This is a genomic window from Microbacterium sp. AB, assembly GCF_032878875.1.
GTDB lineage: Bacteria > Actinomycetota > Actinomycetes > Actinomycetales > Microbacteriaceae > Microbacterium > Microbacterium betulae.
The window spans coordinates 334,049-350,914 of sequence record NZ_CP118157.1 but is presented as its reverse complement, the minus strand read 5'-3'; the positions used below and the strand labels follow the sequence as shown (position 1 = coordinate 350,914).

The window sequence follows — 16,866 nt, the reverse complement described above, 5'->3', positions numbered from 1 at the left end:
CACGAGGCGGTGCGAGACTGGGTCGGTGACCCTGCTCCCGACCGACGCGCCCGCGACAGCGGCCATCCGTCGCGCCGCGCGCGGAGAGCGTCTCGGCGCGGACGACGCGCATGCGCTGCTCACGGCGGAGGGCGACGCCTTCGACGAGGTCCTCGCGCTCGCCGCGCGCACACGGGACGAGGGTCTCGCCCTCGCCGGGCGCGAGGGCGTCATCACCTACTCCCGCAAGGTCTTCATCCCGCTCACGACGCTGTGTCGCGACCGGTGCCACTACTGCGTCTTCGTGGACACCCCCGGCCAGCTGCTGAAGAAGCGCAAGCCCGCCTACATGTCGCCCGAGCAGGTGCTCGCGGTCGCCCGGCAGGGGCAGGCGCTCGGATGCAAGGAGGCGCTGCTCACCCTCGGGGACCGGCCCGAGGACCGCTGGCCCGAGGCACGCGCCTGGCTCGACGCGCACGGCTACGCCTCGACGCTCGCCTATGTGGGCGCCATGGCGCGCCTCATCACGGAGGAGACGGGTCTGCTGCCCCACCTCAACCCGGGCGTCATGAGTCCCGAGGAGCTCGCAGCGCTGCGCCCCGTCGCCCCGTCCATGGGCGTCATGCTCGAGACGACCTCGCGCGATCTCTTCACGCAGCCCGGCAAGGTGCACTACGGCTCGCCCGACAAGGATCCCGCTGTGCGCCTCGACCTCCTCGAGAACGCGGGCCGCGCTCGCATCCCGTTCACCTCGGGCATCCTCGTCGGCATCGGCGAGACGGTGCGCGATCGTGCGGAGTCGATGATCGCCCTGCGCGACGCGCACGATCGGCACGGGCACATCCAGGAGGTGATCGTGCAGAACTTCCGGGCCAAGCCCCGCACCGCGATGCAGAACGCCCCCGATGCCGCGCTCCGGGAGTACGTCGCGGCCGTCGCCGTCACGCGCCTCGTCATGGGGCCGCGCATGCGCGTCCAGGTGCCCCCGAACCTGTCCGACCCCGAGGAGCTCGGCCTGCTCGTCCGCGCGGGCGCCGACGACTGGGGCGGCGTCTCGCCGCTCACGGCCGATCACGTGAACCCCGAGCGGCCCTGGCCGCACCTCGACGACCTCGCGGCGCGGACGGCCGAGCTGGGCTTCGCGCTGCGCGAGCGCCTCACCGCGCACCCCGAGTTCGTGAGGGACGACGGATGGCTCGACCCCGCCGTCCGCGAGGCGACACGGGCGCTCGCCGGGCCCGACGGGCTGGCCGGGACGGGCGAGGACGGCGAGATGGTCCGCCCCCTCGGCCGGCGGGCCGCCGAGAGCGGACAGGACGCAGGACATCCGGGCCCGCCGACGCCCGGGCGGCGGCTTTCCGGCACGGACGACGCCGGGGCTCCTGCGTCGTGCGCGCCGGGCGGGCTCATCGCCGCCGTGATCGAGCGCGCGGCACAGGATCCGGCGTCCCTCGCCGACGACGAGTGGGAACGGCTGCTCACCGCCACGGGCGACGAGCTCGACGCGCTCGCGCAGACCGCCGACGACGTGCGCCGGTACACGGTCGGCGAGACCGTCAGCGCGGTCGCCAACCGCAACGTCGCCTCGACGGGGTTCCGCGCCGGAGGGGCAGAGTCGGACGACCAGTACGACCTCGCCGTGCTCGGAGACATCGCACGCGACGCCGTCGCGCTGGGCCTCACGGAGATCTGCGTCCAGGGTCTCGTGGCGCCCTCGGAGGCGCCGGAGGCGTACCTCGACATCGCCCGCACCCTCAAGACGGCGGCCCCGGCCGTCCACCTGCACGCCTTCCGCCCGCAGGACGTCGCCGACCTCGCCGACCGTACGGGCCTCGGCCTCCACGGCGCCCTCGCGGCCCTCAGCGAGGCGGGCGTCGACACCGTGCCGGGGACCGGCGTGAAGGTCCTCAGCGAACGCGTGCGCGGCGAGGTCGCACCGGGCGACCTCGAGGTCGACCGGTGGATCGAGACCATCGCGGCGGCGCACCGGGCCGGCTTCCGCTCGACGTCCGTGCTCTTCTACGGCCACGTGGAGACGGCGGCCGAGCGCATCGCGCACCTGCGCGCGCTCTCCGCCATCCAGCACGAGACAGGCGGCTTCACGGAGTTCGTGCCCATCCCGATGCCCGGCTGGGGTGTGCCGCTCGTCGACGGACGCTCCGACCTCGACGAGCACCGCGCCATGGTCGCCGTGTCGCGGCTCCTGCTGTCGGGCGTCATCCCGCACGTGCAGATCCCGTGGACGCGGCACGGCGTCTCCGTGACGACCGAGCTGCTGCGCTCGGGCGGCGACGACCTCGGCGGCACGCTCCTCGACGGCCGCGTCGCGCCCCGGGCCGGCGTCGAGGCGGGCCTCGAGCTGCCGCTGCCCGCCGCGCGCGCCATCGCGCGGGGCCTCTTCCGCCCGTTCCGGCAGCGCACCACGACGTACGCGGACGTGCGCGGGGAGACCGCGGGATGACGGCGACCGGCACCGTGATCGTCGGCGCGGGATTCGCCGGCATCGCCGCCGCGCTCGCGCTGCGCGCCCAGGGCGTCGACGACTTCGTCATCCTCGAACGCGCATCCGCCGTCGGCGGCACGTGGCGCGACAACACCTATCCCGGCGTCGCGTGCGACGTGCCGTCGCACCTCTACGGGCTCTCGGCCCATCCCTGGCCGGAGTGGTCGCACGTCTTCGCCCCGGGGGCGGAGATCCGTGCCTACCTCGAGCGGATCGTACGCCGGGAGGGGCTCGAACGGCACCTGCGGCTCGCGACGCCGATGCTCGACGCCCGGTGGGACGGCGAGGAGTGGGCGATCCGGACGGGCCGCGCGCACAACGCAGGGATTCCGGAACGGGTCGCCCCCGTGAAGCGCGTTCTCGGCCCGTCCGCGGACGGGATTCCTGCGTCGTGCGCGGACGACGAGCTGCGCGCCTCTCATCTCGTCCTCGCCTGCGGGCGTCTCACGGAGCCGCGGATCCCCGATCTGCCGGGCCTGGAGTCCTTCGGAGGGCCGATCTTCCACTCCTCGCGCTGGGACCACACGGTCGACGTCCCGGGCCGGCGCATCGCCGTGGTCGGCACGGGAGCGAGCGCCGTGCAGCTCGTCCCCGCGCTGGCCGCAGCGGGAGCGGACGTCGTGCTGTTCCAGCGCACGCCCGCGTGGATCGTGCCCAAGCGCGACCGCGTCTACTCCGAGGCCGAGCGGGACGCGCTCCGCGACCCCGACGAGGCGGCCCGGCTGCGCGAGAGGCTGTACGACGACGGCGAGGCGCGGTTCGCCTCGCGCTCCGGCGACGCCGTCGCGGCCGCCGAGGCCGAGACCGCGGCACGCGCCCATCTCGCCGCGCAGGTCGGCGATCCCGCGCTGCGCGACGCCCTCACCCCCTCCTACGCGTTCGGCTGCAAGCGCGTCCTGCTGAGCGACGACTTCTACCCTGCCGTGGCGTCCGGATCCGTCGACCTCGTGCCGTCCGCCCTGTCCTCGGTCTCCGACGGGGCGCTCGTCGCCGCCGACGGATCGCGCCACGACGCCGACGTCGTCGTGCTCGCGACGGGCTTCGCGTCGACCCGGCAGCCGTGGGCGCCGCTCGTCGCCGGCGCCCACGGACTCACGCTGGAGGAGCACTGGGCCGACGGGATGACCTCGGTCGGCTCGACGCTCGTGCACGGCTTCCCGAACTTGTTCGTCCTCGGCGGGCCCAACGCCGCCCTCGGCCACAACTCGGCCGTCCTCATCGTCGAGGAGCAGGCCGCGTTCGCCGCCGCGCTCATCCGGGACGGCGCCTTCGTGCATGCGACGTCGGAGGCCGAGGCGGCGTACACCCGCGAGATCGTCGAGCGCTCGGCGGCCACGCCATGGGTCGCGGGAGGCTGCGACAACTGGTACGTCGACGAGCGGAGCGGCCGTCTGACGCTGCTGTGGCCCGGGACCGTCGCCGCCTTCCGCGAGCGCCTCGCCCGCGTCCGGAACGAGCTCACCGATCTCCACGCCGCCGGAACGAATCCGGCGGCACCGGCACTGTCGCACGAAGGAGCCGCACCATGACCATCCCCTTCCGTTTCGGGTACAAGGCGTCGTCCGAGCAGTTCGGCCCGCGCGAGCTGCTCGACCTGGCCGTCCTCGCCGAGGAGGCGGGCTTCGACTCGGTCTTCCTGAGCGACCACCTGCAGCCCTGGATGCACGACGGCGGCCACGCCCCCGCGGCCCTCCCGTGGCTCGGCGCCGCCGCCGAGCGGACCGAGCGCGTCCTGCTGGGGACCTCGGTCCTCACCCCGACGTTCCGCTACCACCCCGGCGTCGTCGCGCAGGCGTTCGGCACGCTCGGCGCGCTGCACCCCGGGCGGATCATCCTCGGCGTGGGGACGGGCGAGGCGCTCAACGAGGTGACGCTCGGCCTCGAATGGCCGGAGCCGCCCGAGCGCTTCCAGCGCATGAAGGAGGCGATCGTCCTCATCCGGAGGCTCTGGACCGAGGACCGCGTCACCTATGACGGCACCTACTACTCCGTGAAGAACGCGACGATCTACGACCGCCCCGACGAGCTCGTGCCGATCTACATCGGCGCCTCCGGCCCCGCCGCCACGCGCCTGGCCGGGCGCATCGGCGACGGCTGGATCACGACGAGCGGCAAGGACCCGGGCCTGTACACCGACAAGCTCCTGCCGGCCTTCGACGACGGGCTCGCGAAGGCCGATCGGGCGCGCTCGGATGTCGACACCCTCATCGAGGTCAAGGTGTCGTTCCGTCCCGACATCGAGAAGGCCCGCGAGAACACGCGGTTCTGGGCGCCTCTCGCGCTCACGCCCGAGGAGAAGACCGGCGTCGACGACCCGCTCGAGATGCAGCGGCTCGCCGAGGAGCTCCCGATCGAGCGCGCCGCATCCCGCTTCATCGTCTCGGACGACGTCGACGAGCACATCGCCGCGATCGAGCGGTACATCGAGCTCGGCTTCCGGCACCTCGTCTTCCACGACCCGGGGCACGACCAGGAGACGTTCCTGCGCCTCTACGGCGAAGAGGTCCTCCCGCGCCTGCGCGCGAAGCACGGCGCGTGAGCGGAGGTGCGCACGGGCCGGCGGCGCGCGAGTCGGTGCACGGGACGGCGGCGCGAGGCCGTGCCCGCGGCGGCGGCGGCGGGACGACGACGGGCACGGGCGGATGGCGCGTCGTCGTCCCCGTGAAGCCCGCGGCGGTCGGCAAGTCGCGGCTCGCGGTCGACGGCGTCGACAGGACGGCGCTGGCCCGCGCCGTCGCGCTCGACACGATCGAGGCGGCCGCCCGGGCGTCCCGGGTCACCGAGGTGATCGTCGTCACGGCGGACGAGACGCTTCGCGACGAGCTGCGCGGATGGCCGGAGGGCGCGGCGCCGGAGGGTCCTGATGCCCGGATGCCGGAGATCCCGCGAGCGCCGGACGATTCCGGCCGACGCGACCCGGCGTTCGCGGGATCTCCGGCCCTGGGGACCGGGCGGGCGCCTGTCCGCGTCGTCCGGGAGGCCGAGCCCGCGGGTCTGGACGCCGCCGTCCGCGCGGGTCTCGCCGCCGTCCCGGCCGATCGCCCGCGCGCCGTGCTGCTCGGCGACCTGCCCGCGCTGCGGCCATCCGACCTCGACGCGGCGCTCGTGCTCGCCGGCATCGTCGATCGCGGCCTCGTGCCCGACGCCGAGGGCACGGGGACGACCCTCGTCACCGCGCGCGCGTCCATCCCGCTCTCCCCTGCCTTCGGCACGGACTCCGCGGCTCGCCATCGCGCGGCCGGGCACGTCGATCTCGACGTCGGCGCGTCCTCCACCCTGCGGCGGGATGTCGACACGGCCGCGCAGCTCGCCGCCGCGCTCGCCCTCGGCGCCGGGCCGCGGACGGCGGCACTGCTCGGCTGACCGCCCTCGAACAGGAGTGCTCGCCGGAACGGAAAGCGGCCTCGACGAGACGAGCGAAGAGCTCCCTCGCGCTCGGACGCGTGTCGTCGGCCGCGGCAGCACGACGACGTACCGCATCAGCGGCGCCGGGCGGATCGCGTATGCGGCCTACCTCGACGCGCTCGCCAGACTGCTCCGTCGATCCTGAGACGCCCGAGACGGGGCTCGAGGTTCACGGCGCGAGGGCCGTGCTCACGCTCCGCGCGGTCTGCGGCGCGGCGCGACACCCGGAGGACGCCGCTTCCCCCGGAGCATCGCCTCGATCCCGGCCCTGGGAGAACGGCATCCTCCTGAGAATCCGCGCCCGATGAAGGGCGGACTGCGGAACGGAGGCCCGGACCCGCTTGAATGTGAGGCATGAGGCGTGTGCTCGTGCTGGGCGGGACCGGATGGCTGGGTCGAGAGGTGGCGCGGGCTGCCCGCGACGGCGGGGCCGAGGTCGTCTGCCTCGCACGCGGAGAATCCGGCGCCGTACCGGACGGCGTCGAGCTGATCCGCGCGAACCGCCGGGCGCCGGGCGCGTACGACGAGGTCGCGGGCGACTGGGACGACGTGATCGAGTTCGCCTACGAGCCGGAGCTCGTCGGGCCGGCGCTCGATGCCCTCGCCGAGCGCGCGGCGCACTGGACGCTGATCTCCAGCGTCTCCGTCTACGCGGACAACGCCACGCCGCACGCCGACGAGACGGCGGATGTGGTCGTCCCGCAGGATCTTTCCCAGTACCCGGATGCGAAAGCCGCGGCCGAGCAGGCGACCGCGTCCCGCCTGGCGGACCGTCTGCTGATCGCGCGCCCCGGCCTGATCGTCGGCCCGGGCGATCCCAGCGACCGGTTCGGCTACTGGCCGGCGCGACTGCGCCGCGGCGGACGAGTCCTGCACCCGACCGTCGCGGGCCGTTTCGTGCAGGTCATCGACGTCGCCGATCTCGCGCGGTGGACCGCGCATGCAGGAGGGAACCGGGTCACGGGCACCGTCGACGCGGTCGGAGCGATCCACACGATGGCGGACTTCTTCAGCGCGACGCGTGCATCCGTGGGGTTCGATGGGGAGCTGGTGAGCGCCGACGACGACGCGCTGCTCGCCGAGGACGTCCGCTACTGGGCAGGGCCTCGCTCGCTTCCGCTGTGGCTCCCCCGGACGGATGCCGGCTTCGCGCAGCGGGACGGGAGCGCATTCCTCCGGTCGGGCGGTTCGCTGCGCCCGCTCACGGACACCCTGTCGCGAGTCCTCGCGGACGAGGTCGACCGCGGCATCGAGAGAGCACGACGCTCGGGTCTCACCTCCGCCGAGGAAGATGCCGTGCTGCAGAGGCTTCTCTAGCCGACACGTCGCCGAAGCACGGCGCCCGCGCTCAGCGAGCGGCGCCGAGCCGATCGTCACCGGCCAGATGGATGCCGAAGTCGGTGCGGCCCGGCAGGAGGTCCTCGCGCAGCGCACGCGTGTCGCGGTAGTCGCCGTCCCGCAGACGCCGGAAGGGACGGGCGGGCTCGGCGTCGAGGCCGTCGAGCCTGTCGCGTAGGCGCGCGATCTCCCGGTCGACGCCCTCGGCCCCCAGCGTGTCGGCGTCGTGGACCACGTGCAGGCCGAGCGCCTCGATCCCGACGTACCAGAGGGTTCCGTGGGTGAGGGGGAAGAGCAGGGAGTCGATGTCGCCGCTGATCCCGCGCCGCCCGATGGAACGGTCGTCCTCGCCGGCGGTCACGACGACGAGCGCCCGGCGTCCGAACAGACCGCCGTCGCCGTACCGGCGGGGCACGCCGAGCTCGGGATCGAGGTCGCCGTAGGCGAATCCGGCGGTCAGCACCCGGTCGAACCAGCCCTTGAGGATCGCCGGCACCCCGTACCACCACAGGGGGAACTGCAGGACGAGCAGCTCCGCCGCCGCGAGCTTGGACTGCTCCTCGCGCACCTCGGGGGCGAGTTCGCCGCGCGCATACGCCTCCCCCGCGAGGTCTGCGATGTTCCCCGGCCGCCCCGCGGGCCGTCCGAGATCGCGGTCGCCGAGCACGGGGTCGAAGCCCTGGGCGTACAGATCGGATGTCGCCACCTCGTATCGCCGCGACAGCGCCTCCGTCCCGGCCCGGAAGAGGCGGTCGTTGAACGAGCCGCGGCGTGGATGCGCGTACACCCACAGAGCGGTCCCGGGCCTGGACGGATGGGAGATGGTCATGGTCGCCTTTCGATGCGGAGTTCCGGACACATCCATTCCATCGGCGCACGATGAGACGGGGAATAGTCGATCAGCTCAGATCGATACGTCGTCGTCTACTCTGGACGCATGGACACGTTGACCGAGGTGCTCGACCACATCCGCTCGGCGGGGGCGCTGCTCGGTCAGAACCTGATGTCGCCGCCGTGGTCGATCCGGGTGGACGAGTGCGCGTCGATGACGCTCGTGACCATGCTGCGCGGCGACGGATGGGTCGTCCCCGACGGCGCTTCGCCGGTCCGGCTGCGGACCGGCGACATCGCGATCCTCACAGGACCACGGCCGTTCGGCGTCACGAGCGACCCGGGTGAGCGGATCCCGCCGCTCTACGTCCTCACCGAGGCGGGCACCTGCACCGACGGGGCCGGCAACGTCCTCCCCGACGAGAGCATCCTCCTGGGCGTGCGGACGTGCGGCACGCATCTGGAGGCCGAGCACGCGCTGCTCACCGGCTCCTTCGCCGCGACGGGCCGGGTCGCCGACCGCCTTCTGAACGCGCTCCCGCGCCTCCTCGTCGTCCCCCGCGAGCGGCAGCGGTCGGCTCCCCTCGAGCTCCTCGAATCGGAGATCGGCCGCGACGAGCCGGGGCAGCAGGCGGTGCTCGACCGACTCCTGGACCTCGTGCTCGTCGGCACCCTGCGCGACTGGTTCGCGCTCCCCGACGCGTCCGTGCCGGGCTGGTACCGGGCCGCGGCCGACCCGATCGTGGGGCCCTCCCTCGGGGCCATCCACGCCGAGCCGGCACGGGCGTGGACCGTCGGATCCCTCGCACGCGAAGCGCGGGTGTCGCGTGCGACGTTCGCGCGCAGATTCACGGACCTGATGGGCGAGCCGCCCATCTCCTACCTCACGGGGTGGCGCCTGTGCCTGGCCGCCGACCTCCTGGAGCGCAGCGACGACACCGTCGAGTCCATCGCCCGGCAGGTCGGCTACTCCAGCGCCTATGCGCTGAGCACGGCCTTCCTGAGGGAGTACGACGTCCGCCCCGGCAAGCACCGGGCGGAATCGGCCGAACGCATCGCGTAGAGGTCACGCCGTCGCGGGACGCCGGGAGGGACGCAGCCCCCGAGACACCGGAGGACGCCGCTTTCCCCGAACCGGAAACGACGGGACGCCCCTGGGAGAACGGCATCCTCCGGGAAACGCGGGCACCCCCATGCGGGCACGCCCCGCTCGAGGCCGAACCCGTCTACGCGGAGGCGGCTGCCGCCGCTCGCGCCGCCGCCGGCAACGCCTCGACGATCCGACCGATCGCCTCCTCGTCGTGCGCGGCGGTGAGGAACCACGCCTCGAACACGCTCGGCGGGAGCGAGACGCCCGCATCGAGCAGGGCGTGGAAGAACGGCGTGTAGCGGAACGCCTCCTGCGTCTTCGCGGTCGCGTAGTCGGCCGGCGCCTCCGGCAGGAACGCGAGCCCGAAGAGGTTGCCCGCCCGCGGCACGGCGTGCACGACGCCCTCCGCTGACAGCGCGGCCGACAGCGCATCGGCCACGGTCGATGCGGCCGCGTCCACCGCGGCATACACCTCGGGCGTCGCGAGCCTCAGCGTCGCGATGCCCGCGGCCACCGACAGCGGGTTCCCCGACAGCGTCCCCGCCTGGTAGACGGGGCCGACGGGCGCGAGCCGGTCCATCACGGAGCGCTTGCCGCCGAGCGCTGCCAGCGGCATCCCGCCGCCCACGACCTTGCCGAACGTGATGATGTCGGGCTCGAATGCCTCTCCGGCCTCGACCTGGAGCCCCCAGTACCCGGCAGGATGCACGCGGAACCCCGTGAGCACCTCGTCGAGGATGAGCAGGGCGCCGGCCTCGTGCGCGATCTGCGCGAGCGCGGCGTTGTAGCCGGGGGCGGGCCGCACGACGCCCATGTTGGCGGGCGCCGCCTCGACGATCACGGCGGCGATCTCGCCGCCGCGCGCCGCGAAGACCTGCCGTACGGCGTCGAGGTCTCCGTACGGCGCGACGAGGGTCTGCGCGGCGACGGCCGCGGGGACCCCGGCCGTTCCCGGGAGCGCGAGGGTCGCGACGCCGGAGCCCGCGGCGGCCAGCAGCCCGTCGGAGTGGCCGTGGTAGTTGCCGTCGAACTTCACGAGCAGGTCGCGGCCGGTGACGCCGCGCGCGAGGCGGATGGCCGTCATCGTCGCCTCGGTGCCGGTCGAGACGAGGCGCACCTGCTCGACCGGCCGCAGCCCTCCGGCCCGCACGCGGCCGGCGATGAGGTCGGCCAGCTCGACCTCGCCCTCCGTCGGGGCGCCGAACGACAGCCCGTGGGACGCCGCCTCCTGCACGGCGCCCACGACCTCGGGATGGGCGTGGCCGAGGAGAGCCGGGCCCCACGACGCGACGAGGTCGACGTACTCCCGGCCCGCGGCATCCGTCACGTACGCGCCCCGCGCCGAGGCGAGGAAGCGCGGCGTGCCGCCCACCGATCCGTACGCACGCACGGGCGAGTTCACCCCTCCGGGGATCACGTCGCGGGCATGCTCGAACAGGACGTCGTTGCGGTCGGTCATGCGTCCATTCTCCCGCGGCGCCGAGGGGCCCCGGGCGGGCGCACGTCCGCGGCGGGCTCAGAAGCGGTAGGCCTCGACGCCCCCGTCCGTCGCGACGTAGTACCAGGCGGCGCTGTCATCCAGCGGGTCCTCCGTGGCTCCTCCCAGAACCGCCGCGGAGGAGAGCTCCTCGCCGTCGCGCCACGCCGACGGGGTCGAGGAGACGACCGCCGACCTGCTGAACGCCCCCGCGACAGGCTCGCCCGTTGCGTCGCACGGCGACGCGACGACACCGGTGGAGAACTCCGTCCACTCGTCCGTGCTGCGCGCGTTCTCGTAGCCCATCCACGTCGTCTCCTCGATGCAGGCCGTGATCGCGCCCTCGGGCGACGGCGTCGCCTCGCCGGTGTCGGCGGCGAGATACATCGCGGCGCCGCCGTCGATCACGCGCAGATACCCGATGGCGTTCGCGGCCGGAGCCTCGGCACCCGTCGTGACCTCGTCCAGCGTCGTCGACCAGGTCTCCTCGCCGGTGGCCACGTCGAGGCCCCGGTACGTCTGCGCCACAGGCTCGTCCGGAGCCTCGACGTCGTCGGCCGCCCCGACGTCCTCGAGGGGGCAGAGGATCGCCACGCCGCTGCTGCACAGGACGATGTCGTCGTGCGCCCAGAGCGGATGCCCGTCGTCGAGCGCGAAGGCGAAGGCGCCCGCCGCCGCGCCGTCGGGCGCCTCGAAGTCGATCATCGCGGCGGTCGGCGCGAACGGCTCGTCGACGGCCACGCGGAAGCTGAACCCGCCGCCGAAGACGTCGGGCGACACCCCGTCCGGAAGAAGGTCCGACAGGGTGGTCCGCCACACCTCCTCGCCGTCGACCCGCCAGGCGAGGTAGTCCTCGTCCACGCCGAGGAGGAGGTTGTCCGTCATCTGCCAGGAGCCGGTGGAGCCGCCGGTCTCCTCGCCGGGGACGAGCTCCGCGGAGCCGACGTCGAGCGTCGCCTCGCGCCAGATCCCCTCCGGGTCGTCGCTCGGCTCCCAGGCGTACAGGCACAACCCCTCGTCGCACTCCCACACCGTCGACACCCACGTCGCCGCGGGCGACGGGCGCGCCTCCCCGGTGCGCGCGTCGCGCAGCGTCAGCGGGTGGGCCCAGTTGCCGTCGGCCTGCTGCTCCGCGGCCCCGACGGTCATGGTGACCGCGTCCCCCTCGGCGTCGCGCGCCACGACGGGCGCCCAGGGATCGTCGACGCCGGAGGCGCCGGACGTCGCAGGAGCCTCCCACAGGGTGTCGCCGCTCTCGGCGTCCAGAGCCTGCAGGTAGGTGCCCTCGTCGTGCGTCGTGTACAAGAGCACGACGTCGTCGATCCGGACGACCTCCGACCCGACCGACTCCAGCGCGACGGTCCACTCGGGCTCGACCGTCTCGCCGAGCATGCTCGAGAGCACCTGCTCCTCCGTGAGCGGGGTCGGCGTCGGCGTCGGCCCGGCGTCGGGTTCCGGCACGCACGAGGTCAGCAGCAACGGGGCGCACGCGAGCAGGAGGAGGGAAGCGCTTCGTCGCCGCATGCCGTCAGGCTAGCGCCAGAGCCGGGCCGGCGATAGGGGCACGGGCTGCCGTGCCCGCCCGATCAGCGGCCGGACGTCAGCCAGCGGGCGGCCTCGACGGCCCAGTACGTGAGGATCGCGTCGGCCCCGGCACGCCGGATGGCCAGCAGCGACTCCTCGATCGCGCCCCGGCGATCGATCCAGCCGTTCGCGCTCGCCGCCTCGACCATCGCGTACTCCCCCGACACCTGGTACGCCCAGACGGGGACGTCGACGGCGGCGCGCACGTCGGCGAGCACGTCGAGGTACGGCAGGGCCGGCTTCACCATCACGATGTCGGCGCCCTCCTCGACGTCCAGCAGCGCCTCCCGGAGGCCTTCGCGCGCATTGCCGGGATCCATCTGATAGGTTCGGCGATCGCCCTTCAGCTGCGAGTCGACCGCCTCGCGGAAGGGCCCGTAGAACGCCCCGGCGTACTTCGCGGAGTACGCGAGGACGATCGTGTCGATGAAGCCCTCCGCGTCGAGGGCCTCGCGCACGGCCTCGACCTGGCCGTCCATCATGCCCGAGAGCCCGAGCAGGGCGGAGCCCGCCCGGGCCTGGGCGACGCCCATCGCGGCGTAGCGCTCGAGGGTGGCGTCGTTGTCGACGGCGCCCCCGGCGGTCAGCACGCCGCAGTGGCCGTGGTCGGTGAACTCGTCGAGGCACAGATCGGTCTGCACGACGAGCGCGTCCCCGACCTCGGCCGCGAGCGCCGCGGCGGCGACGTTGAGGATGCCCTCCGGGTCGTCCGCGCCCGAGCCGACGGCGTCGCGGACGGCGGGCACGCCGAACAGCATGATGCCGCCGACGCCCGCCTCCGCGGCCTCGACCGCGGCGCGGCGCAGCGAGTCGATCGTGTGCTGCCGGACGCCGGGCATCGACGAGATCGCGACGGGCTCCGAGATCCCCTCGCGCACGAACGCCGGCAGCACGAGCTGCGACGGGACCGCGTGCGTCTCGCGCACGAGCCTGCGGACCGCGGGAGTCCGGCGAAGCCGGCGCGGCCTCTGGGAGGGGAAGCTCACCGGCGCGCCTCGTTCTCCTCGACCACCTGGATGACCTCGGTCGGGGTCGTGGGAGGCACGGCGCGGGCCTCCGGCGTCTCCGGCGGCACGGGGATGTCCGCGAGCGCGTCGATGAGGGAGTCGATGGTCTGCTTGGCGGCGACGACGTGGATCGGGAGCCCGGCCGCGTCCGCGTCCCGTGCGGTGCGGGGGCCGATCGCGGCGATGATCGTCTGATCGGGGATGTCGGGGAACTGCTCGCGCACCTGCTGGGCGACGGATCCGCTCGTGACGAGGATCGCGTTGATGCGTCCGTTGAGGACGTCCCGATGCGCGCGCTCGGGAGCGGGGACGCCGACCGTCCGGTAGGCGACGACGCTGTGCACGTCATGGCCCGCGGCGGTCAGCGCGTCGGTGAGGACGGGCTTGGCGATCTCGCTGCGCAGCGTGAGGATGCGCCTCGGCTCCGGCTCGAGGGCCAGCAGCTGCCGCGCGAGCCCGGCCGCGGAGTTGTCGGTGTCGGGGATGAGGTCGACGGCGTAGCCGACGGCCTGGAGGGCGGCCGCGGTCGTCTCGCCGACCGCGGCGACCTTCGTCCCGGCCGGGATGGCCGCTCCGTACGCGTAGAGGACGTCGACCGTCGTCGCGCTCGTCGCCGTGACCCAGTCGAAGGCGCCGTCCGCGAGGTCGCGCAGCGCCTGCTCGAGCGCGGCGGTGTCCTCGGTCGGCGCGAAGTTGATGAGCGGGGCGATGACGGGCACCGCGCCGTCCGACCGCAGACGCGCCGCGACGCCGTCGCCCCATGGGCCGCCGCGCGGCACGAGCACGCGCCATCCGGCGAGGGGCTTTCCGGTCATGTGTTCCACAGGCTCCGTCATGAGGCGGTCGAGGGGGAGATGAGCTCCGCCGCCCCGCGATCGAGCAGAAGACCGGCGACCAGGGCGCCGATCCCGCTCGCGCGCTCATGGGCGACGCGCGAAGCAGCGTCCGCACCCTTGCCGCTGCCCTGGGGACGAATATACTCCTGCGCCAGGGGCTCGGCGCGGTCGACGACGACTTCGTCGCCCGGCTGCGCGCCGTAGACGGCCGCCCTCACGCGGAGCTCGTCGTCGTCGATCACGGCGTGCACGCCGACGGGGGCGTGGCAGCCGGCCTCGACGCCGGCGAGGATCGCGCGCTCCACGATCACGGCGAATCTCGTCCGGGGGTCGTCGAGGGCGCGGAGGGTCTCGAGCAGCTCCGCGTCGGCGTCGGCCCGGGTCTCGACGGCGAGCGATCCCTGTCCCGCCGCCGCCGGCCAGGCTGCGAGGTCCCGCGGCTCGGCCACCAGGTCGATCTCCGCGCCGAGACGCGAGAGCCCCGCGGCGGCCAGGACGATGGCGTCGAGCTCGCCGTCGCGCACGCGCCGCATGCGCGAGTCGACGTTGCCGCGGAGGTCGCGCACCTCGACGCCGGGGTTCTCCCCGCGCACCTGCGCGATGCGGCGCGGCGAACCCGTGCCGACCGTCGCGCCGGGTGCGAGATCCGCGAGCGCGGTGCCGTCGCGCGTGAGGACGACGTCACGGGCGTCGGCCCGCTCCGGCGTCGCCGCGAGCAGCAGGCCGGGGGCGTCCGCCGTGGGAAGGTCCTTGAGCGAGTGGACGAGCAGGTCGCACTCGTCCGCCCGCAGCGCATCGCGCAGCCGGGTCGCGAACACCCCCGTCCCGCCGAGCTGCGAGAGCGAGGCGCGGGACGCGTCGCCCTCCGAGACGATCTGCACGAGCTCGACGGAGCGGCCCGAGACGCGTTCGAGCGCGCGGGCGACCTGCGACGACTGAGCCATCGCGAGGGCGCTGCGGCGCGTGCCGAGACGGATGGGCGCCGTCGTCACTGCAGCACCTCGGGGACGGCGGACGCCGGGATGCGGCGACCCGTGAAGAACGGCACCTCCTCGCGCACGTGACGACGGGCATCCGTGTAGCGCAGCTCGCGCATCATGTCGACGAGCTCGGTCAGCTCGTCCGACTCCATGGGGAGCATCCACTCGTAGTCGCCGAGCGCGAACGACGCCATGGTGTTCGCGACGACGCCCGTGAACGCGGCTCCCTTGCGGCCGTGGTCGGCGAGCATCGCCCGGCGCTCCTCGTCGGGCAGGAGATACCACTCGTGGCTGCGCACGAACGGGTAGACCGTGAGCCAGCCCTTCGCGGGGATGCCGCGCAGATAGCCGGGCACGTGACGCTTGTTGAACTCCGCGTCTCGATGCACCGCCATCGCGTTCCACGTGGGAAGCAGGTCCTTGAGCAGGTCGGTGCGTCGCAGACGCCGCACGGCCCGCTGCAGGTCCTCCGCGACGGAACCGTGGACCCAGACCATCAGGTCGGCGTCCGCACGCAGCCCGCTGACGTCGTAGAAGCCGCGGACGGTCACGCCCTCGCCCTCGAGCAGGCCGACGATGTCCTCGAGCTCCGTCGCGTCCGCCTCGTTCACGGGACGGTGCGGATCGCGCCGCCACACGGCCCAGAGGCTGTAGTTGTCGCCGGTCGTCTCGAGGGGTTCGTCAGACATGACTCCATCATGCGCCTCCCGCTCGATAAGGCGAAAACGGGCCCCGGATCGTCCCGTGACCAGGCCTTCGACGTCGTCGTTCAGCGCGAGACGATGCGAGCCACGCCCCAGATGGCGACTCCGACCGCCGCGGCGACCGACACCGCGGCCGCGGCCGCGGCGACGGGGCTGCGCTCGGCGAACGTCTTCGCCCTGGCGACGCCGCGCTCGGTCGCCTCCGCCGCGCGACGGGGAAGGTTGCCCTTGACCTCGATGGCGGCGAGCGCGGCCTTCAGCTCGGCCCGGGCCCGCTCGACCGGGTCGTCGATGCCGCTCGGGACGATGGTCTTGGGCAGGACGGCGTCTGTGCGCGAAGCGTCAGAACTCACCAGCGACCTCCTTGACGATGCCGACGTCTGTCTTGGCGGCTTGCACGGGGTTCTCGCTCTTGGCGAGATGGCGGAAGCGCAGGACGCCGAGCAGGGCGAACACGGCGGCGAGCACGAGGCCGACGCCGAACACGATGAGCGCCGCCGCCCAGACCTGCAGCCAGAGCGAGAGCAGCGCGACGACGAAGCCGAGGAACGCCGGGATGGCCCAGAAGAGGAAGAACAGGGCGACGATGAGCCATCCCGTGCCGATGCCGGCGTCCTTCGCGGTGCGCACGGCCCACTTCTTCGCTGCGTTCACCTCGGCGACGACGAGGTTCCGGACGAGCTCCGGAAGGTCGCCGATCAGCGAGAAGAGACCGTCGTCCGCGCGGTCGCGCACGGGAGAGGGGGGGAGCTCCGGCATCAGCTCTGCGTCCTCTTCGTGGCTTCCTTCACATCGTCCGCTGCGTCGTCCACCTCATCCAGCGCTGCGTCGAGCCTCTGGCCCGGCGTGCCGGACGTGGTGGCGGCCTTCACGACCTTGATCGCCCCGCTCCACGCCGCTCTCGGGATGGCGAGCGCGCTCGACGTCGCGAGCTTCTTCGCCTTGCCGACCTGCGTCTGGACGGCGGGGATCTCCCACACCTCCTGCGCCTTCTCCTTGATCTGCTCGTAGCGCTCCCTGCCGGCGCGCGTGCCGAGCACGTAGCCCACACCGACGCCGATCACGAGTCCCAGCTTCCCCCTCATCGGGTTCTCCTCTACATCGTTTCGTGTGTTGCTCAGGTGTCCCACAG

Annotated in this window: 16 protein-coding genes; 6 read left to right on the top strand and 10 right to left on the bottom strand. The window is 73.6% G+C overall.

The features are described from left to right. The first annotated feature begins 25 nt into the window (after positions 1 to 25). The 5 genes from cofG to N8K70_RS01605 all read left to right on the top strand — a co-directional run bounded on the left by cofG (position 26) and on the right by N8K70_RS01605 (position 7,204). Positions 26 to 2,440 carry a 7,8-didemethyl-8-hydroxy-5-deazariboflavin synthase CofG gene (gene cofG / locus N8K70_RS01625; RefSeq protein ID WP_317139873.1) on the top strand — a complete coding sequence of 805 codons (2,415 nt, stop codon included), beginning with the start codon at positions 26 to 28 and terminating at the stop codon, positions 2,438 to 2,440. Further along, positions 2,437 to 4,011 carry a flavin-containing monooxygenase gene (locus N8K70_RS01620; RefSeq protein WP_317139872.1) on the top strand — a complete coding sequence of 525 codons (1,575 nt, stop codon included), beginning with the start codon at positions 2,437 to 2,439 and terminating at the stop codon, positions 4,009 to 4,011. The genes cofG and N8K70_RS01620 overlap by 4 nt, the downstream gene beginning before the upstream one ends. Beyond that, positions 4,008 to 5,021 carry a glucose-6-phosphate dehydrogenase (coenzyme-F420) gene (gene fgd, locus N8K70_RS01615; RefSeq protein ID WP_317139871.1) on the top strand — a complete coding sequence of 338 codons (1,014 nt, stop codon included), beginning with the start codon at positions 4,008 to 4,010 and terminating at the stop codon, positions 5,019 to 5,021. Before N8K70_RS01620 ends, fgd begins: the two co-directional genes overlap by 4 nt. After that, complete coding sequence (gene cofC, locus N8K70_RS01610) at positions 5,018 to 5,845, top strand: 2-phospho-L-lactate guanylyltransferase (protein WP_317139870.1); 828 nt, start codon at positions 5,018 to 5,020, stop codon at positions 5,843 to 5,845. The genes fgd and cofC overlap by 4 nt, the downstream gene beginning before the upstream one ends. 396 nt (positions 5,846 to 6,241) lie before the next feature. Further along, positions 6,242 to 7,204, top strand: a complete 963-nt coding sequence (locus N8K70_RS01605) for a Rossmann-fold NAD(P)-binding domain-containing protein (RefSeq protein WP_317139869.1) — start codon at positions 6,242 to 6,244, stop codon at positions 7,202 to 7,204. A 31-nt stretch (positions 7,205 to 7,235) separates the two neighbouring features. Here N8K70_RS01605 and N8K70_RS01600 read toward each other — a convergent pair whose 3' ends face one another. Next, on the bottom strand, positions 7,236 to 8,054 hold the full coding sequence (locus N8K70_RS01600) for an NAD(P)H-dependent oxidoreductase (RefSeq protein WP_317139868.1): 819 nt from the start codon (positions 8,052 to 8,054) through the stop codon (positions 7,236 to 7,238). 108 nt (positions 8,055 to 8,162) lie between these two features. Here N8K70_RS01600 and N8K70_RS01595 point away from each other — a divergent pair, with 108 nt between their 5' ends. Next, positions 8,163 to 9,119: an AraC family transcriptional regulator gene (locus tag N8K70_RS01595; protein WP_317139867.1), complete on the top strand. Its 957-nt coding sequence runs from the start codon at positions 8,163 to 8,165 to the stop codon at positions 9,117 to 9,119. A gap of 163 nt (positions 9,120 to 9,282) precedes the next feature. Here the strand turns inward: N8K70_RS01595 and hemL are convergent, their stop codons facing one another. From hemL to N8K70_RS01550, 9 genes are all read right to left on the bottom strand, one after another. Beyond that, complete coding sequence (gene hemL, locus N8K70_RS01590; protein WP_317139866.1) at positions 9,283 to 10,605, bottom strand: glutamate-1-semialdehyde 2,1-aminomutase; 1,323 nt, start codon at positions 10,603 to 10,605, stop codon at positions 9,283 to 9,285. Positions 10,606 to 10,662: 57 nt separating this feature from the next. Continuing rightward, positions 10,663 to 12,147 carry a hypothetical protein gene (locus tag N8K70_RS01585; RefSeq protein ID WP_317139865.1) on the bottom strand — a complete coding sequence of 495 codons (1,485 nt, stop codon included), beginning with the start codon at positions 12,145 to 12,147 and terminating at the stop codon, positions 10,663 to 10,665. A 62-nt stretch (positions 12,148 to 12,209) separates the two neighbouring features. Further along, on the bottom strand, positions 12,210 to 13,193 hold the full coding sequence (gene hemB, locus N8K70_RS01580) for a porphobilinogen synthase (protein ID WP_317139864.1): 984 nt from the start codon (positions 13,191 to 13,193) through the stop codon (positions 12,210 to 12,212). Beyond that, positions 13,190 to 14,029, bottom strand: a complete 840-nt coding sequence (locus tag N8K70_RS01575) for a uroporphyrinogen-III synthase (RefSeq protein ID WP_317139863.1) — start codon at positions 14,027 to 14,029, stop codon at positions 13,190 to 13,192. Before N8K70_RS01575 ends, hemB begins: the two co-directional genes overlap by 4 nt. Positions 14,030 to 14,046: 17 nt before the next feature. Next, positions 14,047 to 15,042: a hydroxymethylbilane synthase gene (gene hemC, locus N8K70_RS01570; protein WP_317139862.1), complete on the bottom strand. Its 996-nt coding sequence runs from the start codon at positions 15,040 to 15,042 to the stop codon at positions 14,047 to 14,049. After that, the gene (gene hemQ, locus N8K70_RS01565; protein ID WP_317139861.1) at positions 15,039 to 15,719 is read right to left on the bottom strand and encodes a hydrogen peroxide-dependent heme synthase; all 681 of its coding nucleotides are present in this window, start codon (positions 15,717 to 15,719) and stop codon (positions 15,039 to 15,041) included. Before hemQ ends, hemC begins: the two co-directional genes overlap by 4 nt. 80 nt (positions 15,720 to 15,799) lie before the next feature. Then, positions 15,800 to 16,087: a hypothetical protein gene (locus N8K70_RS01560; RefSeq protein WP_317139860.1), complete on the bottom strand. Its 288-nt coding sequence runs from the start codon at positions 16,085 to 16,087 to the stop codon at positions 15,800 to 15,802. Beyond that, positions 16,077 to 16,493 carry a phage holin family protein gene (locus N8K70_RS01555; protein ID WP_317139859.1) on the bottom strand — a complete coding sequence of 139 codons (417 nt, stop codon included), beginning with the start codon at positions 16,491 to 16,493 and terminating at the stop codon, positions 16,077 to 16,079. The genes N8K70_RS01560 and N8K70_RS01555 overlap by 11 nt, the downstream gene beginning before the upstream one ends. Next, entirely contained in the window at positions 16,493 to 16,819 is a 327-nt protein-coding gene (locus tag N8K70_RS01550) for a hypothetical protein (RefSeq protein WP_317139858.1), read from the bottom strand. The genes N8K70_RS01555 and N8K70_RS01550 overlap by 1 nt, the downstream gene beginning before the upstream one ends. Between the last annotated feature and the right edge of the window lie 47 nt (positions 16,820 to 16,866).

Coding starts and splice junctions, on each gene's coding strand:
- N8K70_RS01620 (WP_317139872.1), top strand. CDS start 2,437: ATGACGGCGACCGGCACCGTGATCGTCGGCGCGGGATTCGCCGGCATC.
- fgd (WP_317139871.1), top strand. CDS start 4,008: ATGACCATCCCCTTCCGTTTCGGGTACAAGGCGTCGTCCGAGCAGTTC.
- N8K70_RS01605 (WP_317139869.1), top strand. CDS start 6,242: ATGAGGCGTGTGCTCGTGCTGGGCGGGACCGGATGGCTGGGTCGAGAG.
- N8K70_RS01600 (WP_317139868.1), bottom strand. CDS start 8,054: ATGACCATCTCCCATCCGTCCAGGCCCGGGACCGCTCTGTGGGTGTAC.
- N8K70_RS01595 (WP_317139867.1), top strand. CDS start 8,163: ATGGACACGTTGACCGAGGTGCTCGACCACATCCGCTCGGCGGGGGCG.
- hemL (WP_317139866.1), bottom strand. CDS start 10,605: ATGACCGACCGCAACGACGTCCTGTTCGAGCATGCCCGCGACGTGATC.
- N8K70_RS01585 (WP_317139865.1), bottom strand. CDS start 12,147: ATGCGGCGACGAAGCGCTTCCCTCCTCCTGCTCGCGTGCGCCCCGTTG.
- N8K70_RS01575 (WP_317139863.1), bottom strand. CDS start 14,029: ATGACCGGAAAGCCCCTCGCCGGATGGCGCGTGCTCGTGCCGCGCGGC.
- hemQ (WP_317139861.1), bottom strand. CDS start 15,719: ATGTCTGACGAACCCCTCGAGACGACCGGCGACAACTACAGCCTCTGG.
- N8K70_RS01555 (WP_317139859.1), bottom strand. CDS start 16,493: ATGCCGGAGCTCCCCCCCTCTCCCGTGCGCGACCGCGCGGACGACGGT.
- N8K70_RS01550 (WP_317139858.1), bottom strand. CDS start 16,819: ATGAGGGGGAAGCTGGGACTCGTGATCGGCGTCGGTGTGGGCTACGTG.